This is a genomic window from Paraburkholderia suaedae (assembly GCF_040812055.1).
In the GTDB taxonomy this organism is placed as follows: domain Bacteria; phylum Pseudomonadota; class Gammaproteobacteria; order Burkholderiales; family Burkholderiaceae; genus Paraburkholderia.
Map to the genome: position 1 here is coordinate 43,817 of NZ_JBFOAH010000022.1, position 24,804 is coordinate 68,620.

25 protein-coding genes and 2 pseudogenes are annotated in these 24,804 nt (G+C 63.3%); 10 read left to right on the forward strand and 17 right to left on the reverse strand.

All coding sequences use genetic code 11. The features are described from left to right. Window positions 1–99: 99 nt before the first annotated feature. Window positions 100–390: a DUF1488 family protein gene (locus ABQJ48_RS25955; protein ID WP_367840915.1), complete on the reverse strand. Its 291-nt coding sequence runs from the start codon at window positions 388–390 to the stop codon at window positions 100–102. Between the two features lie 564 nt (window positions 391–954). Here ABQJ48_RS25955 and ABQJ48_RS25960 point away from each other — a divergent pair. Continuing rightward, entirely contained in the window at window positions 955–1,293 is a 339-nt protein-coding gene (locus tag ABQJ48_RS25960) for a 2Fe-2S iron-sulfur cluster-binding protein (protein ID WP_367840827.1), read from the forward strand. A 52-nt stretch (window positions 1,294–1,345) separates the two neighbouring features. Here ABQJ48_RS25960 and ABQJ48_RS25965 read toward each other — a convergent pair whose 3' ends face one another. The 3 genes and pseudogenes from ABQJ48_RS25965 to ABQJ48_RS25975 all read right to left on the reverse strand — a co-directional run bounded on the left by ABQJ48_RS25965 (window position 1,346) and on the right by ABQJ48_RS25975 (window position 2,550). Beyond that, entirely contained in the window at window positions 1,346–1,540 is a 195-nt protein-coding gene (locus ABQJ48_RS25965; protein WP_367840828.1) for a YqaE/Pmp3 family membrane protein, read from the reverse strand. Between the two features lie 62 nt (window positions 1,541–1,602). Next, a pseudogene (locus ABQJ48_RS25970) lies at window positions 1,603–1,794 on the reverse strand (DUF1653 domain-containing protein). 111 nt (window positions 1,795–1,905) lie between these two features. After that, on the reverse strand, window positions 1,906–2,550 hold the full coding sequence (locus ABQJ48_RS25975; protein ID WP_367840829.1) for a helix-turn-helix transcriptional regulator: 645 nt from the start codon (window positions 2,548–2,550) through the stop codon (window positions 1,906–1,908). Window positions 2,551–2,706: 156 nt separating this feature from the next. On the opposite strand from ABQJ48_RS25975, the gene ABQJ48_RS25980 reads away from it, so the two are divergent. From ABQJ48_RS25980 to ABQJ48_RS26000, 5 genes are all read left to right on the forward strand, one after another. Beyond that, window positions 2,707–3,216, forward strand: coding sequence for a hypothetical protein (locus ABQJ48_RS25980; RefSeq protein WP_367840830.1), 510 nt, complete (start codon window positions 2,707–2,709; stop codon window positions 3,214–3,216). Window positions 3,217–3,560: 344 nt separating this feature from the next. Then, window positions 3,561–3,842 carry a hypothetical protein gene (locus ABQJ48_RS25985; protein ID WP_367840831.1) on the forward strand — a complete coding sequence of 94 codons (282 nt, stop codon included), beginning with the start codon at window positions 3,561–3,563 and terminating at the stop codon, window positions 3,840–3,842. 133 nt (window positions 3,843–3,975) lie between these two features. Continuing rightward, window positions 3,976–4,251 carry a translation initiation factor IF-1 gene (infA, locus tag ABQJ48_RS25990; RefSeq protein WP_367840832.1) on the forward strand — a complete coding sequence of 92 codons (276 nt, stop codon included), beginning with the start codon at window positions 3,976–3,978 and terminating at the stop codon, window positions 4,249–4,251. Window positions 4,252–5,005: 754 nt separating this feature from the next. Next, complete coding sequence (locus ABQJ48_RS25995) at window positions 5,006–5,581, forward strand: ANTAR domain-containing response regulator (RefSeq protein WP_367840833.1); 576 nt, start codon at window positions 5,006–5,008, stop codon at window positions 5,579–5,581. Between the two features lie 10 nt (window positions 5,582–5,591). Continuing rightward, window positions 5,592–6,917, forward strand: coding sequence for a CmpA/NrtA family ABC transporter substrate-binding protein (locus ABQJ48_RS26000; protein ID WP_367840834.1), 1,326 nt, complete (start codon window positions 5,592–5,594; stop codon window positions 6,915–6,917). 115 nt (window positions 6,918–7,032) lie between these two features. On the opposite strand, the gene rhaS is transcribed toward ABQJ48_RS26000, so the two are convergent. The 6 genes from rhaS to rhaM form a co-directional block, all read right to left on the reverse strand. Further along, window positions 7,033–8,043, reverse strand: a complete 1,011-nt coding sequence (gene rhaS, locus ABQJ48_RS26005; protein WP_367840835.1) for a rhamnose ABC transporter substrate-binding protein — start codon at window positions 8,041–8,043, stop codon at window positions 7,033–7,035. Window positions 8,044–8,131: 88 nt separating this feature from the next. Beyond that, entirely contained in the window at window positions 8,132–9,148 is a 1,017-nt protein-coding gene (locus tag ABQJ48_RS26010) for an ABC transporter permease (protein WP_367840836.1), read from the reverse strand. After that, window positions 9,141–10,199 carry an ABC transporter permease gene (locus ABQJ48_RS26015; protein ID WP_367840837.1) on the reverse strand — a complete coding sequence of 353 codons (1,059 nt, stop codon included), beginning with the start codon at window positions 10,197–10,199 and terminating at the stop codon, window positions 9,141–9,143. The genes ABQJ48_RS26010 and ABQJ48_RS26015 overlap by 8 nt, the downstream gene beginning before the upstream one ends. Beyond that, complete coding sequence (locus ABQJ48_RS26020) at window positions 10,196–11,725, reverse strand: sugar ABC transporter ATP-binding protein (protein WP_367840838.1); 1,530 nt, start codon at window positions 11,723–11,725, stop codon at window positions 10,196–10,198. The genes ABQJ48_RS26015 and ABQJ48_RS26020 overlap by 4 nt, the downstream gene beginning before the upstream one ends. A gap of 75 nt (window positions 11,726–11,800) precedes the next feature. Continuing rightward, complete coding sequence (locus ABQJ48_RS26025) at window positions 11,801–12,694, reverse strand: amidohydrolase family protein (protein WP_367840839.1); 894 nt, start codon at window positions 12,692–12,694, stop codon at window positions 11,801–11,803. A 76-nt stretch (window positions 12,695–12,770) separates the two neighbouring features. Continuing rightward, entirely contained in the window at window positions 12,771–13,094 is a 324-nt protein-coding gene (gene rhaM / locus ABQJ48_RS26030; RefSeq protein WP_367840840.1) for an L-rhamnose mutarotase, read from the reverse strand. Window positions 13,095–13,234: 140 nt separating this feature from the next. On the opposite strand from rhaM, the gene ABQJ48_RS26035 reads away from it, so the two are divergent. Then, window positions 13,235–14,242 carry a LysR family transcriptional regulator gene (locus tag ABQJ48_RS26035; protein ID WP_367840841.1) on the forward strand — a complete coding sequence of 336 codons (1,008 nt, stop codon included), beginning with the start codon at window positions 13,235–13,237 and terminating at the stop codon, window positions 14,240–14,242. A gap of 21 nt (window positions 14,243–14,263) precedes the next feature. On the opposite strand, the gene ABQJ48_RS26040 is transcribed toward ABQJ48_RS26035, so the two are convergent. The 5 genes from ABQJ48_RS26040 to ABQJ48_RS26060 form a co-directional block, all read right to left on the reverse strand. Continuing rightward, on the reverse strand, window positions 14,264–15,046 hold the full coding sequence (locus tag ABQJ48_RS26040) for an L-rhamnose 1-dehydrogenase Lra1 (protein ID WP_367840842.1): 783 nt from the start codon (window positions 15,044–15,046) through the stop codon (window positions 14,264–14,266). Between the two features lie 33 nt (window positions 15,047–15,079). Next, a complete protein-coding gene (gene rhmD / locus ABQJ48_RS26045; RefSeq protein ID WP_367840843.1) occupies window positions 15,080–16,258 on the reverse strand; it encodes an L-rhamnonate dehydratase in 1,179 nt (392 codons plus the stop codon). Window positions 16,259–16,379: 121 nt separating this feature from the next. Continuing rightward, window positions 16,380–17,132 (reverse strand): SDR family NAD(P)-dependent oxidoreductase, encoded by a 753-nt coding sequence (locus ABQJ48_RS26050; protein WP_367840844.1) that lies wholly within the window; start codon window positions 17,130–17,132, stop codon window positions 16,380–16,382. A gap of 388 nt (window positions 17,133–17,520) precedes the next feature. Next, window positions 17,521–17,955: a helix-turn-helix domain-containing protein gene (locus ABQJ48_RS26055; protein ID WP_367840845.1), complete on the reverse strand. Its 435-nt coding sequence runs from the start codon at window positions 17,953–17,955 to the stop codon at window positions 17,521–17,523. Window positions 17,956–18,316: 361 nt separating this feature from the next. Next, window positions 18,317–18,655 carry a hypothetical protein gene (locus tag ABQJ48_RS26060; RefSeq protein ID WP_367840846.1) on the reverse strand — a complete coding sequence of 113 codons (339 nt, stop codon included), beginning with the start codon at window positions 18,653–18,655 and terminating at the stop codon, window positions 18,317–18,319. Window positions 18,656–20,762: 2,107 nt separating this feature from the next. Between ABQJ48_RS26060 and ABQJ48_RS26065 the strand changes: the two genes are divergently transcribed. Then, window positions 20,763–22,790, forward strand: coding sequence for a hybrid sensor histidine kinase/response regulator (locus ABQJ48_RS26065; protein ID WP_367840847.1), 2,028 nt, complete (start codon window positions 20,763–20,765; stop codon window positions 22,788–22,790). Between the two features lie 122 nt (window positions 22,791–22,912). Here ABQJ48_RS26065 and ABQJ48_RS37895 read toward each other — a convergent pair whose 3' ends face one another. Both ABQJ48_RS37895 and ABQJ48_RS37900 read right to left on the reverse strand, forming a co-directional pair. After that, window positions 22,913–23,212, reverse strand: a complete 300-nt coding sequence (locus ABQJ48_RS37895) for an MDR/zinc-dependent alcohol dehydrogenase-like family protein (protein ID WP_473094191.1) — start codon at window positions 23,210–23,212, stop codon at window positions 22,913–22,915. A 46-nt stretch (window positions 23,213–23,258) separates the two neighbouring features. After that, window positions 23,259–23,537: pseudogene (locus ABQJ48_RS37900) on the reverse strand (alcohol dehydrogenase catalytic domain-containing protein); the annotation flags it as partial. Window positions 23,538–24,030: 493 nt separating this feature from the next. Here ABQJ48_RS37900 and ABQJ48_RS26075 point away from each other — a divergent pair. Next, window positions 24,031–24,270 carry a DUF6566 family protein gene (locus tag ABQJ48_RS26075; protein WP_367840848.1) on the forward strand — a complete coding sequence of 80 codons (240 nt, stop codon included), beginning with the start codon at window positions 24,031–24,033 and terminating at the stop codon, window positions 24,268–24,270. After that, entirely contained in the window at window positions 24,267–24,746 is a 480-nt protein-coding gene (locus ABQJ48_RS26080; RefSeq protein WP_367840849.1) for a hypothetical protein, read from the forward strand. Before ABQJ48_RS26075 ends, ABQJ48_RS26080 begins: the two co-directional genes overlap by 4 nt. Window positions 24,747–24,804 lie beyond the last annotated feature (58 nt).

Here is a 24,804-nt window from a genome sequence, read left to right on the forward strand (position 1 = left end):
CCGCGCTCAGCTTTCGACGATCCGGTTTATCGCGCGCCTGGCTTGCGTGGCCGAACGCATCAGCGTTGGAGCCGGCTACTGCGCACGACACGCCGTCAGTCAGTTACGCCAGTTCGCCTCGTAGAATCGCACATAGCCGCTTCTGAGCACGAGACACTGCGCCCGCGTTTCCGACAATAAACGGCGCGTGGCGGCCTCGATGCGGGCCCGGTGCGTGTCGAATGCGTCGACCATGTCTTCCAGACGCGGCGACGCAGCGCCGAAATGATCTTCGAGCGCTTCCGCGGTGATCATGCATTCCACCCTCTGCCCATCGACCATCGCCGGGAACGCCAAGGTGAGTTCGCGACCTGAATATTCAGGCGTTTCTTTAGGGAAAAGGATCTGCATGGGTTCACCTGCAAGGTTGGCGCCGCGCATGGATGGCCTGTTGATGCGCGTGCTGGTTGCATCCGATCGTGCCGGCAGCTCCCTCCTCCTTGTCCAATGCTGACGGCGCGGGCTCGTCACCCCGCTGCGGCGCCGCTCGGTTCGCGACTCGCGGAGGTGAATTGATTCACTTTAGACGACTTCGGGCGCGGCGCAAGTTTTCCTTGCCGTTTGCCCGATCCTGATGCGCTGCCCGTCTTTTTGCGGCGCCCGGCCCGCGCGCGCTCGGTGTTTTCGCTGCGTTGCGGCACGCACTTCGTCCTGTAAGATCGCTATTCGACCGCGAGCGCGCATGGTGCGCCGCGGCATCGAACGACGGGCAACGCACCTGTCGCGCGTCGGCGTTCGGCGCTCCACACTACTGCAGCGGACCCTGGACACCGCTCGGCCACTCCAGCCACCGATCAGCTCGCTCCCGGCGACGCAACAGGCAAACGCTCACAGTCGCCCACGACCTGCGGCCGATGACTCCCGCCCGCGCCCATCGCGTGTAAAGTGTGGCGCACCCAGCCACCCATTCACACGATGTCCGATCCAGCCCGCCCGCCGCTCGTTCGCATCGAGCCGCTCGGCCACAGCTTTGAAGCGCCCGATTCGCTGACTATCCTCGAAGCCGCCGGCTTCGCGAATCTGCGTCTGCCGCGCTCGTGCCGCAATGGCACATGCCGCACGTGCGTTTGCAAAATGACATCTGGCCGTGTGCGTTACACGATCGAGTGGCCGGGTCTGAGCCGGGAAGAAAAACAGGAAGGATATATCCTGCCGTGCGTGGCGATAGCGGAAACCGACCTGGTGATCGAAGCGCCGGACGCGATCGAAATGCCGCCGACACCCGCGCCGTCGCGCTCAAATACGCGGCGATGACACGCGGCGATGAGGCGCGGCGCGCCACGCGCCGCTCGTCGCGAAACGGGGCTTAGCGCCCGCCGCCCATCGCGCGGGCGATTTTCTTGTCGGTGTTGTACTGGCTCAGCGCATAGACCGACCAGATTGCGGCCGGAATCCAGCCGATCAGAGTGATCTGCAAAATCAGGCAGATGAGGCCCGCAAACGGGCGGCCGATCGTGAAGAACTGTAACCACGGCAGAATGATGGCAAGCAATAGACGCATTCAGATTTCCGGTTTCTGTTGCGCGGCAGTGCGCTCGCCCTGGGATGAGTCAGCGCGCCTGATCAGAGCGGTGCAAAGCGCGGCACCTTGCCGCCTTCATGCTCGACCAGCTCGAAAAACACCGAAGCGGGACGCGTCCAGATCGTACCATTGCTGGCTCGTTAGACGATCATCGTGATCGTCGGATCGGACTCCGGCGTCGCTTCGCACATCAGTTCATAAATGCCGCCTTTGTAGTGCCGGTAGCGCGTCATGTTTGTCCTCGTCGAATGACTGAAAGCCGCAGCGCTTCGCGCGGCGATGCGTGGATGCGGGCCGCCACGAAGCTCGTCCGGCGCGCCCTCACAGGGGCTTGCTTCGCCGCGTCACCCACCCTCTTTCATCTGCTTCAGAATCTTGTAGACGGTGGCGCGGCCCATCGTCAGCACGGCGGCAACGTAATTCGCGGAACTGCGGCCGCGAAACGCGCCTTGCGCATGCAATGCCTCGACGATTTCCCGCTTGTGTTCGCGCGTGAGCGCATTGACACCCATCTGGCGCTCGCGCAGCCACGTGTGCAGATACGTGTTGATGCGGTCCTGCCAGTCGTCGCGGAACAGGTCTTCCGCGGGGGCATCGGTCAGCGTGCCGCCCTTGATGAACAGGTCGAGCGTCGAGCGCACGTCCTCGAACACCGCGATATTGAAGTTGATGCACAGCATGCCGGCGGGCTTGCCGTCGTCGTCGAACAGGATGTTGCTCACGCAGCGCATGCGCCGGCCATCCCAGTTCAGCTTCTCGTACGGGCCGATGGTCCGGCCGCGCGCCGCATAATGCACTTCGTCCAACACCGACGGCCCGCCGACTTCGAGCTTCGACAGATTGTTCACGAGGTACGCGATGGTCTGACTGCGCAGGTCGTGAATCACCACTTCGGCGCACGGATAGAGCAGCGCCGCGATACCGTCGGCAATCGGAGCGTAACGCTCCAGCAGCAGGTCTTTCACAGGAGACAGGTTTGGGTTGCCCATTGGGGATCGCAGTGTTCGAGGGAAGCAGCGCGGGCCTCGCACACGCGCAGCGCAGCCAAATCGCAGGCGGCCGCACAAGCCGTACGCCGCAACTCGCCATTGTAGCCACCGTGCCCGGCCACCGCGACTTTTGCGACCGCTGTGAGCATTGTGCCAATGGCGCCGCTCGAAACCCGCCACGCGCTTCGTGCCGCGCACACCACCATTCTTGTCCGCCTGCCGATGCGATCTTTTTCAAGCGATAAACGAATTGACCATTTCCCCGAGCAGCAGATGGCCAAGCTCGATGCGTTTCGCGCCGTGCTCGACGACAAAGGCGCGCCGGAGATCGTCCGCAACCAGGGCATCTCCTCACATCGAATCGAGTCGAATCGCTCGCCGGCTCGGACGACGCACGCGATCCGCTCGCCGCGACGCGCGAGCTGCACCAGCGCGTCGCCGCAACCTCGCACTGGAGCACGCTTGTACAGGCGAGGCGACCCCGGCGCCCTTGCAATGCGACGCGTGGCGCCCGCAGCGCCGCTCCTCTCAAGCGCGCAGCAAGCGGCCTGCTCAACCCGCGAAGAGCCCGCCCGCTGGCCGATTTGCCCACGCGCGGAAGTTTTTGCTATCCAATTAGCCCCATTTAGTGCATCATATTGGAATAGCTGCATCCCGCATTCGTAGCATCGGCAACACCGGGCAGTCCCAAACCGGCATCTCCGCACTACCCCCGACTGTTCGAGCGCCGCCCGTCGGCGCTCCCGTCACTCCGGCAATGCGCCGCATGCATTCGCCGTCGCGAGTTGTACTGCTGAGTGATTCAGCTTTACGCGCCCGATGCCTGCGCGACTTCAGCGTGTTTCTTCTCCATCGAATCCGCGACTTTGCGCGGCCGCGCTCAAGCCCTTGCCATCGGGCCTGTGCCAACTTTTTCCATGGCGGCGCGCCCTCGGGTGCAGCGCCGCCGGCCGTCTTGCCGCGCGTAACACGCGTGACATGTCGACCACGTAATACAGGACACGTGCCTCATGAAATCTGTTATCAAGACGTACAAAGGTTATGAAATCCACCCGCTCGTTTATCCGCGCCGCCCGGCGGACGGTCAGACGAGCCGCAATCCGGACGCGGGCTACGACGCGTCGGTGCGCATCTGCCGCGTGGGTGCGAACCCCGCGTCCGACGGCCGGGTGTTCCGCTTGCAGTATCTGTTTCCTTTCGACGGCACGGGCAAGGCGCGCATTGCGTGCATGGCCCACGCCGAGCAACTGATCGATGGCCAGGTGGATGGCCAGTCCGTCGCCGATCTTTGAGCGGTACCATCAGCGCATTGCGCTGATGCCGCGACCACAGCGGGTGCGAAACCGCTGTCAACCGTATTGAATGCTGCGCCGCCCGGCTTCGCCGGCGACCAGCACCCGTGATCCCATCGACCAGGAGTTATGCATGGCGAAAGAAGAGTTGCTTGAACTTGACGGTATCGTCGACGAAGTACTTCCGGACAGCCGTTACCGCGTGACGCTCGACAACGGCGTCGTGGTTGGCGCTTACGCGTCCGGACGCATGCGCAAGAATCACATCCGTATCCTCGCGGGCGACCGCGTGACGCTGGAACTGTCGGTCTACGACCTGACCAAAGGCCGGATCAACTTCCGTCACAAAGATGAGCGCGCCGGCGGTGGCGGTGGGGCTCGCAACAATTCGCAATTCCGTCGCCGCTAAGGGCTGACGGCTCGCTCGGCCACATAGCGCAAAGCCTCCCCCGCGCGAGGCGGTGCGGCAGAGCGTGAGCCTTGCGATCGAGTCTCATGCAAGGCCTTTCGCGCGCCTTCTCCGGGCTGACTCGCTGATTCGTTCAGTCGGGCCTAGACGGCGCGCCACTGGAGCCGCAGCTGTTCGGCTTGCGTTGCGAGCGTCGAGGGGTCTGCGGTGCCTTGGGGTCTTTCGGCGAGTTGCGGCATGTTCGCAGGCCAGCCGTTCTGGCCGCAGCAGTCAGCCCACGTGTAGGCCGACTAGCTTGGCGTTCTGCTTCTGGCGTTTCCATACATGCGGCCGTTTGCGCCGTCTCAACGCAGCGCTCCATCCGCGCTCGACGAATATCGCCTCCTCCGAAGCCCGAACACCGCCCCGAGATCGTTTCGGACGGCACTTCTGCGCAAGTGCGCGACCACCCGCACCTCCACTTTCCACAGCTACTCCCGCATCGCCGCGAATGCCCCTTGCCCTGCGAGCGAAGCCGGGCCATCACCGCGTGCGACGCGCCGCGCTTCCAGCCCGACGCGGCGACTGGCGCTGACCAGTTGAGCAGCGCGGCGCATGCGCCGCTTCGGTGCATCGCCTCTCCGTGCCCCTGGCGGGTGCACCGGCGCCCGGTGCCACAGACGTAACCCCGTGACAGCCCCACAGTCACCAGCGCAACGGCAACTTGGCATAGGTGTTGCTTTAGTGCTAGTCAGCCGTCGATAAATCCCCCTCTATGCTGCGTGTTCTCCTCGTATCCGATACCGACAAGCCCATCGGCGATCTGCGCGATGCTCTCGCCCTGCTCGGCTGCGAGATGCTCGCCGGCACCACGACGCCGCAGGCGCTGCATCGCGCGGTACAGGACGAGCGTCCCGACGTGATCATCATCGACACTGAATCGCCGTCGCGCGATACGCTCGAACAGCTCGCGGTGATGAACGCAACCGCGCCCCGTCCGGTTCTGATGTTCAGTCACGACGCCAACCAGCAGTTGATCCGCGATGCGGTCAACGCGGGCGTCACCGCCTATCTGGTCGAAGGCCTCGCGACCGAGCGCATCGCGCCGATCCTCGAAGTCGCGCTCGCGCGCTTTGCGCAGGAGTCGCAGTTGCGCGAACGCCTCGCGCAAGTCGAGAACGAACTTGCCGAACGCAAGCTGATCGATCGCGCCAAACGGCTGCTGATGGATCAGCAGAAAATCACTGAACACGCCGCCTACGCCATGCTGCGCAAACGCGCGATGAACCAGGGCGTCAAACTCGCCGAAGTCGCGCGCGCGCTCGTCGCGTCGGCCGACTCGCATCAATGAAGCGCCGCTCATGAATTCTTCCGCCTCCATCGCCGAATCTTCGTCAGCCGGCCGGCTCGAAAAGACCCATTTGCGGCTCGGTTTCGTCGCGCTGTCGGACGCCGCGCCGCTCATCGCCGCGAAGCTGCTCGAATTCGGCCACGCGCATGGGCTGACGCTCGAACTGCGGCGCCAGCCATCATGGGCCGCCGTGCGCGACAAGCTGCTGTCGGGCGATCTCGACGCCGCGCATGCGCTGTACGGGCTCGTCTACGGCCTGCAACTCGGACTCGGCGGTCCGCGAACGGACATGGCCGTGCTGATGGTGCTCAACCGCAACGGCCAGGCTGTCACGCTCTCCAACCGTCTCACCGACGCGCTGGCCGAACACGGCACACTCCGCAAGGCGCTGGCGACGCTGCGCCGCAAGCCCGTGTTCGCGCAGACCTTCCCCACCGGCACGCATGCGATGTGGCTGTATTACTGGCTTGCATCGCAGGGCGTCGATCCGTTGCGCGATATCGAAAGCGTCGTGATTCCGCCGCCGCAAATGGTCGCCGCGCTCGCCGAGGACAAGCTCGACGGGCTGTGTGTCGGTGAGCCGTGGAATGCGCTTGCCGAAGCGCAAGGCGTCGGCACGACGGTCGCTTATACGAGCGAAGTGTGGCCGGACCATCCGGAGAAGGTGCTCGCATGCCGGCGCGATTTCGTCGACGCGAATCCCAATGCGGCGCGCGCGCTCGTGCAGACGATGCTCGAAGCATGCCGCTGGCTGGACGGCGCGGGACATCGCGAGCAGATAGCGCACTGGCTGGCGCGGCCTGAGTACATTGGGATTGACGAAGCGGCGATTGCCGCGCGGCTCGGCGCGGGGGTCGGCGCGGGGGTCGGCGCGCGGCTCGGCGCGGGAGTGGGCGCCAATGCCGGCGCTCATCTCAGCCCTGGAGTCGGCGCTGGAGTCGGCGCTAGGCTCGGCGCGGAACTCGGCGCTGGGCTCGGCACTGGGGTCGCCGCCAACGCCGGCGCTCACCTCAACCCTGGAGTCGGCGCCGCGGCCAGGCCGCCGGGCATCCTCCCCGTGCGGTTCTTCGACGATGGCGTGGCCACCTATCCCCATCCGTGCGAAGGCGCGTGGTTTCTCACGCAGTTCGAGCGCTGGGGGATGATCGATGCGCGCACGGACTACGCGCAAATCGCGGCGCGCATCAACCAGACGCACCTGTATCGCGCGGCGGCCGCGCGCATGAACGTGGCGGTGCCGGGCGAGGACGTGACGCGGGTTCTGATCGACGGCGAGACATGGGGCAGCGGCACGGCATCGGCCGCTTATGCGCGGCGTTTCCCGATTCGCCGCTAGTGGGCGAACTCCGGCGCGTGGTCGGTGGTCGGTGGTTGCCGTCCCCGCGCCTCATGCAACAGGCGATGCGATCGATGCTGCCCGCCCGACTCGCGCGGACAGCTTGCCGGCCGCGCTAGAAGTTGAATTGATCGATATTGCTCGCGTCGAACGTGGTGGGCGGTCCGAGAATGATTTCGCCTTGCGGCCCGATCGTGCGCTTGCCGAGTTTGCCCGCATCGAACGATTCGCCTTCCTTGCCGCTGATCGCGCCGGAGCACAGTGCCGCCGCCGCATAAGCCGCCAGGTAGCCGAGCTGGTTCGGGTCCCACAACTGGAATGCGGTGACGGTGCCGTTCTTGACGAACGCGCGCATCTGGTTCGGCGTACCCAGGCCCGTCACCGCGACCTTGCCCTTGCTCGACGAGGACGAGATATAACGCGCGGCCGCCGCAATGCCGACCGTCGTCGGCGCGACGATCGCCTTCAGATTCGGATACGCCTGCAACAAGCCCTGCGTTTCGACGAACGACTTCTGATCGTCGTCATTGCCGTAGGCGATCTTCACGAGTTTGATCTTCGAATACTGCGGCTTCTTCAGTTCCTCCTGCATCCACTTGATCCACGTGTTCTGGTTGGTCGCGTTGGGCGTCGCGGACAGCACCGCGAACTCGCCCTCTCCCCCCATCAGTTTCGCCACCAGTTGCACCTGACCACGGCCGATGCCTTCGGCATTCGTCTGGTTCACGAACAACTGCCGGCCCTCGGGTGCTGTGTCGGAGTCGAAGGTCACGACCTTGATGCCTTGCCCCATCGCTTTCTTCAGATACGGCACCACCGCATTCGCGTCGTTGGCCGCGATCACGATCGCATCCTGGCGCTGCGTGATCAGCGTGTTGATGTACTGCACCTGCGACGATGCGCCCGCATCCGACGGTCCCACGACCTTGCCCACGCCGCCGAACTGCTTGATCGCGGCCATGCCGCCGTCGTCGGCGATCACTTCATATGGGTTGTTGATCTGCTTGGGGACGAACGCGATCTTCAGGCCGCTTTTCAGCTCCGCGGCGCACGCCGCGCAACTGAGCGCGAGCAACGCGGCGCCAAGCGCGGCCGTGCCGGTGTGACGTAGAAGAGGTTTGAACATGAAGTGTCTCCTGCCTTGTTGTTGGACGTAGTGGTGTCCGGGTTAGCGGTCGTTGGACTTTCTCTTCGCTGAAAACTTTCCGATGCCGTTATAGAGAAGCAGCGGACTTCGCGATGAAGCGCCGGTCGCGCGCCGCGCGCCAGCGGGCGACCAGATTCGGTATCAGCACCGAGGCCAGAAGCAGCACGCCGGTGACGATCGTCAGCGTTTCACTGGACACGTCGTCGAGCGTCAACGCATTTTTCAGCACGCCGATGATGAGCAGCGACAGCAGCACGCCAATCATCGAACCGCGTCCGCCGAAAATGCTCACGCCGCCGAACAGCACTGCCGCGATCACCGACAACTCGAAGCCCTCGCCGTTATCGCCGCGCGCGCTGGTGAAGCGCAGCGTGTACACGACGCCCGCCAGCGCGCTCATCACGCCGGACAGCACGAACAGGCGCAGTCTAAGCCTGGCCACTTCGATGCCGGAGAACGCCGCCGCGGTCGGATTTGCGCCGATCGCGTACAGGCTGCGGCCAAACGCGGTGGACTGCAGCAGCACGGTGAACACCAGCGCGCCGACGATGACGATCACGAAGGGCAGCGGAATGAAACTCGCGCCGAGCGTGTTCATGCCGAACGCCGTGTACGCCGGCGGAAAATCCGCCACCGCCTGATCGCCCAGCAGCACATACGCGAGCCCGCGAAACAGCGCGAGCGTACCGATCGTCACCGCAAGCGAGGGCAGGTTGAGCTTGACGATCACGAGTCCGTTCAGCAGGCCGGCCAACGCGCCGGCAATCAGCACGAGGACGATCACGACCGGCATCGGCAAGCCCATGTGCCACAGCACGCCCATCAACGCGCTCGACGCGCCCAGCACCGACGCGACCGACAGGTCGATTTCGGCCGCGACGATGATCAAGGTCATCGGCAGCGCCATCAACGCGATCTCGGTCAGATCAGCCAGCACATTGCTCAGATTCGCACCGGTGAGAAACACCGGCGACAGCCAGCGTCCAAGCCCGAGCGACAAGATGAGCACGATCACCAGCAACACTTCCCATTGCAACGGCGTTTCGCGTTTGCGCGTCAGCAGTGCGGAATCGGGCTTAGCCATGATCGCGTTTCCTCATCATGCGTTTGGCGACGGAGCGGGCCAGCAAGGTATCGGCGGCAATGGCGAGGACGATCAGCGCACCCTGGATCGCCTGCTCCCAGAACGGCGATACATGCAACACCACCAGCGCGATGCTGATCACGCCGAGCACCAGCGCGCCGAGCGTGGCGCCGAGTATCGTGCCGACGCCGCCCGTGATCGCTACACTGCCGACCACGGCCGCGGCGACCACCTGCAGTTCGATGCCCTTGGCGGTGCTGGCGTCGACGGTGCCGAAACGCGCCAGCCACAACGCGCCCGCGAAACCGGCAATCGCGCCGGACAACAGAAAGCCCGCCATCACGCGCCGTTCGACATTCACGCCGGCAAGCCGCGCCGCCTCAGGATTCGAGCCGATCGCATAGTGTTCGCGTCCGCCGCGAAACTGCTTGAGGTACACCGCGAGGCCGACCAGCACCACGAGCGCGATCAGCGCGAGCGTCGGGACGCCGAGCAGCGTGCCGGTGGCGAGCCGCGAATACGCGTCGGGCAGACTGGTCGCGTTGATCTGGCCGCCGTGCACCCACGCGTAGTCCGCGCCGCGAAAGATGTACAGCGTGGACAGCGTGGCCACCAGCGACGGCACGCGTCCCACCGCGATCAGCAGCGCGTTGATGCCGCCCGCCACGAGACCGATGCCGAGCCCGGCCGCCAGCGCGACGAGCACCGGCATATGCGGAAACGCGACGTACAGACTGCCGACCGCATAAGCGCTGACGCCGACTGTCGAGCCGACCGACAGATCTATATGCCGCATCAGAATGACCACCGTCATGCCGGCCGTCAGCAAGCTGATGATCGACACGTTCAGCAGCACGTCGCGCAAATTCTGCAGGTTGAGAAACTGAGGTTTTGCCAGCGCTGTGCCGGCGATCAACAAAATCAGCACAACGAATAGCGTGGTCTCGCGGCGCTTCGCAATGCTCGCGACAAAGCCGCCCGGCGTGCCGGCGGAGCGCTTGACCAGCGGCGTTTGAACCGGCGCGGAATGAGTCGGGGAATGGCGCATCATGCGGCGCGTCCCAAGGGTGCCAGCGGTTGACCGAGCGCAGCGGCCATGATGCGCTCCTCGTCGGCGTCGGCGCGCGCTATGTCCGCGCTGATACGCCCCTCGTGCATCACCAGCACGCGGTCGGCCATGCCGAGTACTTCCGGCAAGTCGCTCGAAATCATCAGCACGGCCATGCCTTCGCTGACCAGTTCGGCCAGCGCGCGATACACCTCGGCCTTCGCGCCGACGTCGATGCCGCGCGTCGGTTCGTCGATGATCAGCACCTTCGGGCCGGTGGCGAGCCACTTGCCGAGCACCACCTTCTGCTGGTTGCCGCCCGACAAGGTGCCGACCGGTGCATTCGGATCGTCGGCTTTCAGGCGCAGCCGTGCGCCCCAAACGCTCGCGAGTTCAGCCTCGCTGCGCGCAGAGATCAGGCCGTGTTTGACGAGCCGTCCGAGCACGGTCATGGATGCATTGCGGGCGATGCTCAGCTCCAGCGCGAGCCCCTGCTGACGCCGGTCTTCCGGCACCAGCGCGAGGCCGGCGCGCACTGCCGCTGCGGGCCGGCCCACTGTCAGACGCTCGCCGGCGAGCCAGACTTCGCCCGCATCGAGCGGATCGATGCCGAAGATCGCGCGCGCGACTTCACTGCGTCCCGCGCCGACGAGGCCGGCCAGCGCGACGATTTCGCCAGCGCGCACGTCGAACGAAATATCTTTGAACACGCCCACGCGCGTGAGGCCGCGCACCGAGAGCCGCACTTCCCCTGGCGGACGATCGGCCTTCGGATAGAACGTTTCCAGATCGCGGCCGACCATCTTCGCGACGATCGCCTCGGTGGTGAGATCGGCGGTCAGTGCGTCGAACACTTTGGCGCCATCGCGCATGATGGTCACGCGTTGCGTCAGCGCGAACACTTCGTCGAGCCGGTGGGTAATGAACAGGATCGCGACGTCGCGCTCGCGCAGTTTGCGCACGATCGCGAAAAGCCGCTCCACTTCCGTCAGCGACAACGCGGCGGTCGGCTCGTCCATGATCAGCACGTTGGCGTTCAGCGACAGCGCCTTGGCGATTTCGATCACCTGCTGATCGGCGATCGACAAACCGCGCACGAGTCGATCCGCACGCAGATCGACGCCGAGCGAAGCCAGCAGGCCGTCCACTTCGCGGCGCATCGTGTCGTATTGAATGCGGCCGATGCGGTCGACCGGCTGCCGCCCCATGAAGATGTTTTCCGCGATCGACAGATCGAAGAACAGTGTGGGTTCCTGATAGATGACCGCGAGCCCGGCGTCGCGCGCTTCGGCGGGCGTCGCGAATCGGCGGGGCACGCCATCCACCCGCAGTTCGCCGGCATCGGGCTGATGCACGCCGGCAAGAATCTTCACGAGCGTCGACTTGCCCGCGCCGTTTTCGCCGAGCAGCGCGTGCACTTCGCCTGGCCATAGCGCGAGAACGCCGTCGGAGAGCGCACGCACGCGCCCGAATGATTTACTCGCGTGCCGCAGTTCGAGCCTCGGCATGGCGGATCTGGATTGCTGCACTGCCTGTCTCCTGCTTTTTGTGTATCCGTGTCCGCGTTCGCGGCTGGGTCGGCGGCTCAAGACGCCTCGGACGCCTCAAATGCGATAGAAGCGTTCTGCGTTACGGCGAAACATCGCGTCTTTTTCGGGGACGCTCGCGCCCTCGACAATCGACCCATACGCTCGCCACAGGTCCGCATAGGAGCCAAACAGCCGGTCCACCGGAAAGTTCGATGCGAACATCGCGCGCTCGACGCCGAACGCATCGATCGTTTCGAGCACGTAAGGCCGCAGGCTTTCGACGCTCCAGCGATGATCGAACATCGCGAGTCCGCTGATCTTCACCGCGACGTTCCTGCAACCGGCAAGCAGGCGCATCCCGTCGCGCCATGCACGATAACCGCCGACGCTGCTGCGGTCCACGAACATCCCCGCATGGTTGACGATGAACTGCGTGTCGCCGTGAGCGCGCGCGAGCGCGGCGGCTTCTTCCATCTGTGACGGGTACAGTTGCAGATCGAACGACATGTCGTAACGGCGCAGCAGCGCGAAGTGTTCGCGCCATTGCGGCTCGCGCATGAAATGCCGGCCAACGTAGTCGAACAGCTTGTTCTCGTGCACGTTGAGGATCTGGCGAACGCCCCGCGTATTGCGGAACGACGCGTGCGCTTCGAGCACGGCGGGCGCGCTCGCCGCGGACAAATCGACGGCGGCGACGATCGCGTTCGGCATGCCGCGCGAATCCTGGCGCTCTGCAATCGACTGCAGCCAGCGTGTTTCTTCGACGGGATCGGCGGGATCGTGATTTGCTTCGACGTGCACCAGTTTCAGCACGTCGATGCCGCCGGCTTCGCGCAGCAGATCGTCGAGCAGGTAGTCATGCTTCAGGTCGCGCGCGTCGCCCACGAACGACACGCCCGGATTGTCCAGCCACGGATACCGATGCGTCTTCAGATCCCACAGATGAATATGCGAATCGACAACCTGCATGCAGCACACTCCGTCCAATGAAGGTCACGACGAGGGGCCACTACGAGGTCAGCGCGCGCGATCACGCGGCCAACCGTCAACTCATCGAGTTCAAATGAAAGACCGCTTCGAGCGCTTGCTGAAGCGGCGTATGATCCGGCGCGGTCTGCATGATGTCGGCCATGTAATCCCACCATTTGCGCATCACGTCGACTTGCGGCAACTGGTCCATCGTGTGATGCCGGGTCCGCGTCAGCACGGCGAAAAGATAGTTTGACTCCGGGTCGAAGAAAATCCGGTACTCCCGCACACCCGCGTTATGCAAGGCATCGACCAGTTCGGGCCAGATGTTCGCGTGACGTCGTTCGTATTCCTCGCGCATCCCGGGGTTGAGCACCATGCGCAAAGCGATTGTCTCCATTGCGGTCTGTCTCCCGTCGTATTGCGGCGCTTCCCTCGCACAGCGTGGAAGCGTTCTGATGCGACTATAATTCCTGCGTCGATAGCATCTCAATCCGTTGTTGGGATTGGGCGATCCACAAACCGAATCGCATCCGAGCCATGAGCCAACACGCTGCCGCCGTCGCACTCGTCAACCGGCTCAAGTTCAAGCATCTTGCGCTGCTCGTCGCGCTCGACGACACGCGCAATCTCCATCACGCCGCCGAAGCCGTCAACGTCGCGCAGCCAAGCGCGAGCCGCATGCTCGGCGACATCGAAGAAGCGTTCGGCTTCCTGCTGTTCGAGCGCAACGCGCGCGGTATGGCGCCCACACCGCTCGGCGTCGTCACGCTGGCCTACGCGCGGCGCGCGCTCGCCGAGCTGACACGCTTCGCCGAAGACCTCGACGTCAAACGACGCGGCGGTCACGGGCAACTGACCGTGGGCGCGATCATGGGCGCCGCACCCGACTTGCTGGCCATGTCGGTGGCCGCGCTGAAAACCGAAAGCCCGTTGCTCAACGTGCGCATCCTGGGGGAAACCAGTGACCAGGTCGTCCAGTTGTTGCACCGCCGCGAAGTGGATCTGGCGCTCGGCCGCCTGACGAGTCCGCTGCAACACAATGACTTCAGTTTCGAACCGCTCGCGCGCGAGACCCTGCTGCTGGTTGTGCGCTCGGTGCATCCGCTCGCGCAGCGAGCCCGCATTACGTTGCCCGAGCTGATCGACTGGCCGTGGGTCGCGCAACCCATCACGAGTCCCGCGCGCGTGCTGTTCGAGGAAGAGCTGGCGCGCGAGGGACTCGCGACGCCGGTAAACCTCACCGAATGCGCGTCGATCTTCGCGACGCTGCAATTGCTGGAGAACTACGATGCGGTCGCGATGCTGCCGGAGTCGGTGGTGCGCGATCACGTGCGCGGCAAGCTGCTGGTCGCGTTGCCGCTCGAGATCGGCAAGAGCCTGTCCGGCTTTGGCATTCTCACGCGCAAGCAGGAGGGGCTCGCGCAACCCGCGCTGCGTTTCATCGAGTTGCTGCGCGGGTTTTCGCGCAAACTCGCGCGAGACGACGCCGTGCCCGGCGCTTCGCCCGCGCCCGATACGCTCGTCGCGCAGGCTCCGGTGAATTGACATCGGCCTCGGCATCGCGCGTTATTGCAGATTGACGAACAGGCCGCCGTCCACCAGCAACGCGGCGCCTGTCACATAGCGCGCGCGCTCCGACGCGAGGAACACCACGCAGTCCGCAACGTCTTCCGGACGGCCCAGGCGGCCAAGCGGAATGCGCTTCTCGAAGTAAGCTTTCTTCGTTTCGTCGGCGAGGTCTCGTGCGTTCAGATCCGTCGCAATCGTGCCGGGCATCACCGAATTGCAGCGAATCCCGTACGGCCCCAATGCGATCGCGCACGACTGCATCAGCGAATGCACGCCAGCCTTGGTCGGCGTGTAGTGTGTCTGCATGCCGCCGCCCACCAATGCGCTGATCGAACTCGTGGCGACGATCGCACCGCCCGTGCCCTGCTGCTTCATCTGCTGCGCGGCGGCTTGCGTGACGTAGAACGCACCGTTCAGGTTGACCGCCACCGTCGACTCGAACACGTCCGGCGGCATGTCGAGGAACGCGTGGAACGGACAGATGCCGGCGTTGCTGGCGAGCACGTCGACTTTGCCGAACGCTTCGACGGTGCGGCGCACGAGTTCCTGTCCCGTGTCGCGTGCCGCGACGTTGCCTTCCACTGCGATGGCGCGCCGCCCGAGCGCTTCGATTTCGCCGACGACTTCGTCGACAGCGGAGCGGCGTCCATACGATGCGTCGTTATCGCCCCAGTAGTTGATCGCCACGTTCGCGCCTTCGGCGGCGCAGGCTACGGCTATCGCACGGCCGATACCGCGCGAGCCGCCTGTGACGATTACGACCTTGTCCTTGAGCAGCACGTCATCTTCTCCTTTGCTGGGTCATCGATCCGATCAACGCGGATACGGTCGCACCAACGCGCACTCCGGATTCAACCGCACCCCGAAACCCGGCGTGTCGGGCACCTTCATGCGTCCGTTGACCGGCACGGGCTCATCGAGCAGAAGCGGCGTGAACATCGGCACGACTTCGTCGGCCTTGGGCGCCATCATCAGGAACTCGGAGAACGGCGAGTTGTGCCGCGTCAGGACGAAGTGATAGCTATACACCGACGACCCATGCGGCACCACCATCACATTGTGTGCATCGGCGAGCGCGGAAATCTTGATGAGCTCCGTCATGCCGCCGCACCAGCCCACGTCGGGCTGGATCAGATCGCAGCATTGCATTTCGAGCAGCATGCGAAAACCCCAGCGCGTCGCCTCGTGCTCACCGGTGGACACCATCATGCCGCGTGGGACATTGCGGCGCAGTTCGGCGTAACCCCAGTAGTCGTCGGGCGACAGGCATTCTTCGATCCATTTCAGCCCGTATTCGTGCGCCCCTTGTGCGAGCCGCGTCGCGTACGATACATCGAGGCTCATCCAGCAGTCGTACATCAGCCAGAACTCGTCACCCACGCGCCCGCGCATCTCAGCGAGCTTCGCCAGGTTCTGCCGCAAGCCCGCTTCGCCTTCCGCGGGACCATGCAGCAACGGCAGCTTGCCGCCGATGAAGCCCATCTCTTTGGCGAGATCGGGCCGCGCGCCGGTCGCATAAAACACCAGTTCATCGCGCACCGGGCCGCCGAGTAACTGGTACACCGGCTCCTCGCGCACTTTCGCGAGCAGATCCCACAGCGCGAGGTCGACACCCGAGATCGTGTTAAGCACGACGCCTTTGCGTCCGTAGTACAGCGTCGCGAAGTACATCTGATCCCACATTTTTTCGATGTCGGTGACGCACTGCCCTTCGAGAAAGCGCGCGAGATGTTTCTCGACGATGAACGCGCCGATTTCGCCGCCCGTGGTCACTGCGAAGCCGACGGTGCCGTCGCTCGCTTCGATCTCCACGACCAGCGTGCCGAGCACGTTGATGCCGAACGACTGGCGGCTCTGGCGATACTCCGGATAGCGCGCCATCGGGGTGGCGACGTGATCGTCGATCCAGTGTCCGTCGGGCTGATCGTGATAATCCGCGCCGCCGCCGCGAACGATGAAGGCACGCACGTGCCGGATAGTAGGCATGGCCATGAAAGGAGCTCCGTTAGGGCCGCGTCGAACGTGCTGCCGACAGCGCGCGGCACCTCTGCGCTCGTGTGCCGCGGTGTTGTGAAGGTGTTTGCCTGGGTACCGCACGGATCGCATCAGGCGTTCAGTAAGTCGCGCGACCGCCTGAGAGATCGAACACCGAACCGGTGCTGAACGCGCAATCCTCGGACGACAGCCACAGGATCAGCGACGCCGCTTCTTCGGGCAGCAGGAAGCGGTTCATCGGAATCTTCGAGAGCATGTAATCGATGTGCTGTTGCGACATCGAATCGAAGATTTCGGTTTTGGCTGCGGCCGGCGTGACCGCGTTGACCAGAATGTTCTTCGTCGCCAGTTCCTTGCCGAGCGACTTGGTCAAGCCGATCAGACCCGCCTTCGACGCACTGTAGTGCGATGCATTCGGGTTGCCTTCTTTGCCGGCGACCGAGGCGATATTGACGATTCGTCCGTAGCCCTGCTTGAGCATTTGCGGCACGACCGCGCGACAGGTGAGATACGGGCCGATCAGGTTCACGTCGATCACGCGGCGCCACACGTCCGGCTGCAGTTCCCATGTCGCGCCATTGCCGCCGGTGATGCCCGCGCAATTGATCAGCACGTCCAGCGCGCCGTGTTCGGCAACGGTTTGCGCCACGGCCTGGGCGACAGCGGCTTCCTCGGTCAACTCGACGGTGATCGCGGTGACCTTGCCCAGTTCGCCGAGTTCGCTCCGGCTGCGCGCGAGGCGTTGGCCGTCGACGTCCCACAACGCAACCGACGCACCCGAGTTCAGCGCCCGCTGCGCGACCGCGTAGCCGATGCCACGCGCGCCGCCGGTAATGGCGACGACGCGCCCCTCCAGATCGAGTTTATTCATCGCTGTGCTCCTGTGGGCCGCCCTTTGGGGCATGCCGATTGTTGTCGTTGCGCTGCTGTCCGTGCGGATCTTTGTGCAAATATACGGGCGGCGCGATGCGTCAACAATTCGAGTATTAGAGACGGCGATAACAAAAGCGGATCGGGGTGAGGGAGTCCTTGGGGGCGCTGATTCTACGTCGGTCGAATCTGCTACGTCTGCTGGAAACGCACAGACTTACCTGGTTTATCGGATCTTGATGACCACCTTACTCTTTGTACGGACGGTTCCGACCTACGCCAAAGCCTCTCGCGTCGCTTGGAACGGGAAGACGAGCAAGGCGGACTGCGTCGGCGCACGCGGCTAATTGCAGTACTCAAGAGTGGCTGATTTCATGCCGAGGTCGTCGTCAAGCGCGTCTTTTTAGGGAAAACCGGTTGCGCTTGAAGCAGAAGCCTTCTCTGCGCAGGGCGACCGACAGGGTTTCCAGCGCGCACGGCATAGGCTCGCCATGCACGGCTTCGATGCGCTTCGCAATTTGTCCGAGCGTCATGGACTGCATGCGGGCAACCTCCGTTGCCGTGGCCAGCATCGATTCGGACAACGCACGAGGACGACCGCCACCATGGCCGGAAAGCAGACCACACAAGCCTTGATCCTTCCATAGTCGACACCAGTTGTAGATCGACTGCGCGCTGACATCCAGCGCGTCAGCCGCCTTCGGAGCACTCAATCCGTTGGCCAGCCGCAGGAGTCCTGCCGCACGCGTGCGGATGTCTCGATGTCGATGATTCACCGACATTTCCTGCAAGGTATGCCTCTCTGTTTCGCTCAGTTCGATCATGCACTTCATCATTTCGCCCGGACTCCTTAATAGTTGGTACTTCAGAAGGACCAATCCGCTTGCGTCGATCTCATCGCGGCGCCCCTCTCGCGCCTTTGTACTCCTGCGCGAAACAGTCATTGCATTTGCCCGTTACGATAAAGACGTCCTTGTCTTCGTAGGGCGGCTGGCGATGGCAGGCCGAGCAGCGCCATTCCAGTTGCACGCATAGAGCGCGCCATTGGCCCCTGACCTCGAGCTGTCTTTTTGCCGCTTTCTCCATGACCTGCCTCCAGTGAGGCTGCGCACCGTCAGGGGCGGAGCCAGAACTGTGAACCGGTAAAGCGCGCGACGTGCTTGCCGCGAGTTCCTGGGCAAAAATTCACGATGTCGACTGGCGATCACGCGACGCAATTTCATTCGCAAGCCCCGCGAGGACCGCGGTAATGGCGGCACCACAAAGGACCATTTCGCCGCTGACGTACCAGACGCGCCATCCCTGTTCCTGCGCGACGTAACGTACTGCCTGCTCGTAGATTCTCTGGCTATCCCGGTCCAACTGCACCGCGATCTTCTGATCCGGCCACGCGAAGTCGAAGCGCACTTCGCCGGCCGGCTTTCTCATACTGAGCGCCAGCACATATTCAAACTCGGGTTCGGGTAGCTTCGCCGCATGCACCTGCGACATGAACATCTGATGCTTTTCGCTAATCGTGCTCATTCCCGCCTCCGTCGTCGTAGGTGTGACATCACAACCTATATGTACGCCGCCCAGCGTGCAGTTCGTCCCCGATGGTCGGCCCGGAATCGGTGAGCTCGGCGCGGGCACCGTCGGCCTGCTGCCAACGGACGGCGATCGCCGTCGTGACGGTGACTGTCGCGCTCTGCAACGAACGCTCGGCACAGAATCGACGGCTTCATGATTGGCTCCGCAGATCGCTCAATAAGGTCTCCGAAACAGGTATCGGACTTTTGTCCTACTGGATCGCCCTACCTGGCCTCGGGTTTTCGATAGACTGGCTCTCTTTCCGTAAGGATTCAGGAGCCAGTTAACTCGCTAGGCAAAGTCACAAGTGCCGCGTGTAAGCGACTTTTTAGTTAGTGTTCCTAAATGCGATATCCCAATTCGAATGCCGTCTTAAGGGTTGAGTCCAGGTCTTCGAGCGCGCACGTTACAAGTGGGTAGATCGCCCGCATCGCCGGTCAAGCCATTGGCCTTTTTGGTGGCGCGGCCGCATAGGCGGCCGACCTGTTGCGAGGGAACGAACTCCCGGCTCTCCTTATGCTTACGGGCTCAGCAACTCGTAATGTACCTTTCGATAGCACCCTGTGACTGTACGAGGAAAGGATAAGAATTATTAAGACGGAATAAAGCCCCCTGTCAGGGGGGGGGGCGCGAGATCGTTCGGCGGGGGGGTGGTGGACACTGCCGTTTCCGTCGGCCTTTCCCGTTTCAACGGTGCCGAGGTATGCAGCGGAAGCCGCTCTGCTGAGCCGCGATCCAGTCCGGAGAAACTGGGGGAAAAAGCGGCGCGGCGGATGACGACGACTCCGGTTGTAAGATTTTGTATATCCGAACAGGCATCCCGATGCGCCCCGTGCGCGTGGCGTCAATCCGTTCGTTTTGCGCGCTGTGCAAGGAGATGTCCGTCGGGCCGTCGACGCTCCTACATCAAGCGCCAGTCGTTGAATCGGCCTTTATCAGACGGTCCCTGTCGGCGCATGTGAAAGTCGAACCTATCGAACGCGGATATCCGCTAGATACGTTTGGCTTCGCGGATGCTCCGCAGATTAGATGCAATCAACATTGATTGGTTGAACGAATCGATCACCCCGACCACCGAAACTAACGCAGTACCTTCTGCAAAGAGATAAAGGAATTGAGCACCGGAGGAATAATCTGTCGAGTCCCCTGCGGCACGATGACGGAACGCAGTGTCTGGAAGTGGGACAAACCCAGCGAACGGGACGCGGCAGTCTGGCTCGCGAACCGTTCTCCAGTTCTTCGCGTACGTCGTCGAAGAATGCCCTGGCGCTTGGCAGCGGGAAGTTATCGCAATTGACTTTGGTCCAGTCCGTATCTCCCAGCTTGTCGACAGCGACATCGATCTCGTCCAGCACGGCCGGAGGAAACACTTTGACCCATCGAGGGTTCGTCTGCATTGCGACACCATTCCACACACAGGCACCCTGCAGATAATCGCCTAAAGACATTGGCTCTCCAAAGAAACTGGGACTGGGACTCTCATCCAATTCGCGAGAACAAACCGCGAGCGCGCCAACCGGCGAGGTCTCCAGGGACCCGGCATCTGACGCGTTGTCCGGTTGTATATACAAGATCTTGACGATACCCGTGTTCTTTAGTCCATCAAGGAATTATCGCAAGGTTGCGGGCAAACACCTAGACGAGGTCGACAACAAGGGCCGGTGTGCGCCGGGCGGACGGCCGGGCCGTTCGGTTTGCGTCGGCTTCGTGGCCGAACTGCGCCCTCAACGGGAATGTACCGACTCATGCGCGCGCTTGTATATACAGACTGACCCGCTCGAAAGTTTCCGCAGCGGCTATCGACAACACGGCCGGGCCGGCGATTCGCGCACTCGTTGACCCCGTACAGTCCAAAACGACCTGCCATCGGCAGAGGTCAATTGCTGCACTGCCACCTGTGTTTGCGGTGACTTCGTATAACCTTCTATCAGCAAGCAATCATCTCCTGACTATTGCCGGGTACACCGCGCCGGTAAGCTGCCGATCACGGTGCGAACGGCAGCATCGTCAACGGAGCGGCACTCCGCTGTCAACGCGCCAGGCGATCCGGACCAAGACAAGCATGAACACCTCGCCAGACCATTCGCCCGACGTCGTCGACTACCTGCTGCGCCGACGCTTTCTCGTGACGCGCCGATGGCTTCGCGCAGTCCGGGAACAGATGGACATTGCTCCATCCGGCCGCGAAGGTACACGCCAACTCGTCAACCAGCTGCCCCACCTCTTCGACGAACTTTGTGCAATGCTTCGCGCCGGTTCGGACAGTGCTAACACGCGCGCCGACCGCGATGCGCGGGACCACGCGCTGGAACGCTGGCGCCAGGGTTACCGGCCCGATGAGCTCTACCTGGAATTCGACCTGCTGCAACAATGCGTGCACACGTGCATCCGCGAGTTCTATCTGGACACGTCGCTGCGTGCCACGCAGACTGCCGTGCATGAGACAGTCGAGCGGTTCTTCAGCCGGGTCATTCACGGTGCTATCCGCCAGTTACAAACGCAGCAGGATCGCCGGCTGCGCGACGCTTTGAAAGAGCGCGACCGCGCCGCAGCGGCGCATGAAAGCAGCCAACTGCGTGTGCGCATCGCGGCTGCCGCGGCGGGGCTGGGCATCTTCGAATGGAACATTCGGGAAAAGACTGCCGTCTGGGAAAACGAGCGCATGTACACGCTAACTGGGCAGCCCTTCGAAAATGGGCCGCTGAACGAGCAGCAGTTTTTCGGCGACGTGGTGCACCCGCAGGACGCCGCAGCTCTCAAGGACGCTTTCGAGGCGGCGAGCCGGTCGATGGAGCCTTTTCGTGCGGTCTTCCGGATTCGCAAGGTGCTCACGCGCGAGGAACGCACTGTGCAAGTGTCTGGAACGTTCCTGCCCGATACATCGGGATCGGCCACTGTCCTGGTCGCCATGATGGCCGACGTCACCACCCGTATTCGCGCCGAGGAAGCATTGAAGGATGCCGATCGCCAGAAGGATGTGTTCCTCGCGACGCTGGCGCACGAGCTCAGAAATCCGCTTGCGCCGATTCGCAACGCGGCACACCTGCTGCGGCAAAGCGGTGGCTCAGCCGAACGGCTGAACTGGATACAAGGCGTGCTGGAGCGGCAGTCGGCGCATTTATCGAGGCTGATCGACGATCTGCTCGATCTCTCGCGCATTGCAACCGGCAAGATCACGCTGCGCATCGAGGTCTTCGACATCCACATGGCCATCGACCGTGCCATAGAAATCAACGCGCCTGCGGCAGCGCAACGCGGCCATCGCATAGAAGTCGTCGACCCGGTGCCGCAGGGGCTTTTCGTTCGCGGCGATCTTACCCGGTTGACGCAAGTGGTAGCCAACCTGCTGGACAACGCCATCAAGTACACGCCCAACGGCGGTCATATCAGGCTGCATGTCACGGGCGACGACATGTGGGTCACAGTCTCCGTGGTGGACAACGGCATGGGTGTGGAGCCGGACGCCCTGCCCTTGCTGTTCGAAATCTTCGCCCAGGCGCCGGCTGAGCACAGCGCTAAGGCCGGACTTGGCATTGGCCTGTCGATTGCGCGCTCGCTCGTCACGATGCATGACGGCTCGATCGTTGCAACCAGCGACGGCCCGGGAAAAGGGTGCTGCTTCACGGTCCGGCTGCCGCTTTGCGATGCCGCGCATGTTGCCATCGAGCAGGCGGCACCGCGTACTGGCAGTGCCGGCAGGCCGCTTCGTATTCTGGTGGTGGACGACAATAGCGATGCAGCGCTGTCGCTCGCCATGATCCTCGATCAGCACGAAGTCCGCATCGCCGACACCGGTGGCAAAGCGCTCGACATGGCGCGCGAATTTCACCCTGAGGCCGTGATTCTCGATATCGGCCTGCCGGACATGACCGGCTACGAGGTCGCGCGGCGGCTTCAGCAAACCGGCGCGGCGCAATGCCCTTGCCTCATCGCACTGACCGGCTACGGCCAACCGGACGATCGCAAGCGAACCCTCGAAGCCGGTTTCGATCACCACCTCGTCAAACCCGCCAGGCCCGAACAGATCCTCACCCTGCTTCAGGACGTGCAATCGGCAACGGAGCGCGTCCGACAGCAGTCACCCCGTTGACGCCACTCGGCGATGCATTCGATCTGTTAGCACTACCGGTTATTCGACAAAGCTTGCGCGGGAAATCGCATAGTCGCAAGGCTGACGATCGGATCGCGCGAATGCCCTACTTTCAGAACCGGCTACGGTTCAAGCTTCACCTGGATCCAGCCCGGCTCGCGGCGGTCGAAAGCGCGGTAGGCCGCCAGCGCGTCGGTAATCGGTTCTCGTTGCGTGAGCACGGCTAGCGGATCGAACGAACCGTTACGCACCAGTTCGACAAGACGTGGCGTGATGGCGCGGTGATTGCAGTTGCCCATGCGCACGATGAGATTGCGGTTCATGGCCTCGCCGATCGGAAACACCCGGTCCGTTGGCGGATAAACGCCGATGATCGACAGCGTGCCCGCCTTGGCCACGGCCCGCACAGCCCAGGACAACACCTGCGACGGCCCGCTGCCCGGCTGCCAGTTCTCGCCGTCGGGGTTGGTTCTTGGCGCAACCTGCTTGACTAATCAGCACGCGGTCGCCGTTGCGAAGATTGCGTACTGACCGCCCTACCTCCTCGATGATCCCGACGCCTTCGTGGCCGAGTATCGTGCCCGGCACCATGCCGCCCAGCGTGCCGCGCACCATGTGAAGATCCGTGCCACAGATTGCGCTCGATGTCAGACGCACCAGCGCATCGGTCGGCTCTTTCATTTCGGGCTCCGGAACGTCATCGAGACGAATGTCGCCTATACCGTGAAATACCACTGCTTTCATCATCACCTCCTGCAGTTCGCGACGGTCGAGCGCGCTCAGCACGTCTTACAAGAACGCCCGCGCTTGTAGAAAGTACGATGTGTCCAGCACCGCAACGCCTGCTGCTGGGCCGGCAAAGAACGCAGCATCGCGCGTTCCACGGCCACGTGTTCTGCGCGACCGGTTGCGCGCGTTTGATCTCGATGACACGAGCACTATGCAAGCGCTCGCGCAGCAGGCCGATGCACATGTCGCCGCTGTGGTATAGCGCTTGCTCGGCTCAGCGTAGATTGTCGCCCTGAGAGGAAGCACGATGCCCACCCCTCCCCCTAATGATCCCGGCCCGTTTGACGGCGACAGCGTCAGCTCCGCCGGTTCGCCTGGCGGTTCTCCTGCCGGTTCCGGCGATGGAACCGTATTGTCGGGAACGGGCCAGCCCTCGCATTCCAAACCATTCGAACAGGCCCGGTCCGCGCCGTCGCCACGACCTCAAGAGGAGCCCGCCTCAACGCACGGAATGCGTATCACGTACCGCGGTGTTCTTCTCTCGGTGACTGCGAAGCGGAATGCGCGAGGCGCGTGGATACCGGAGATTGCCGCTCTCTTCGACGGCCGGCCGATGGATCTGCCCAACGTGCAACCCGTGACGCCGGAATGGCTCACCGAGGACGAAGCGCTACGCGCCGGCATCGAGCATGGCCGCTACCTGGTCGACCGGAGCTTGCCCAATCCGGCACAACGGGAGAAGCAGAGATGAGCAAGCTGACCGACATTTTGCGTCGCGCGATCGTGTCGGGCGGCGCGGCGGGCGGCGCGGCCGCCGTCACGGCGGCGGCCCGTGCGCCGCGTGACGGCAGTTCTCCTTATGCGCCGATCAACGCGGTCACGCATTGCTTGTGGCCCAGACAAGCGTTCAGCGAGACCGGCCCAAGCGCCCGTTTCACGCTAACAGGTCTTGCCATCCATCAGATGTCGGCTATTTTCTGGGGTCTGCTGTTCGAAGCATGGCTCGCGCGTAGAGCGCCGGCCGACAGCGTCGACAGCAAGCCGAGCGTCGCGGCCGTCGTGACCATTGCAGGAGCCACCAGCGCGATTGCCTATGCGGTCGACTATCACCTCGTGCCCAAGCGGCTCACGCCGGGCTTCGAGGCACATCTTTCGAATCGCTCGATGTTCTATGTTTATGCTGCCTTGGCAACCGGTTTTGCCGCAATCGCACTGAGCCGGCGCTGAACGCTCAGCCGCGCGCAGACTTGATTGTCTGAATGCGACGGCTAGCAACGAACATCGA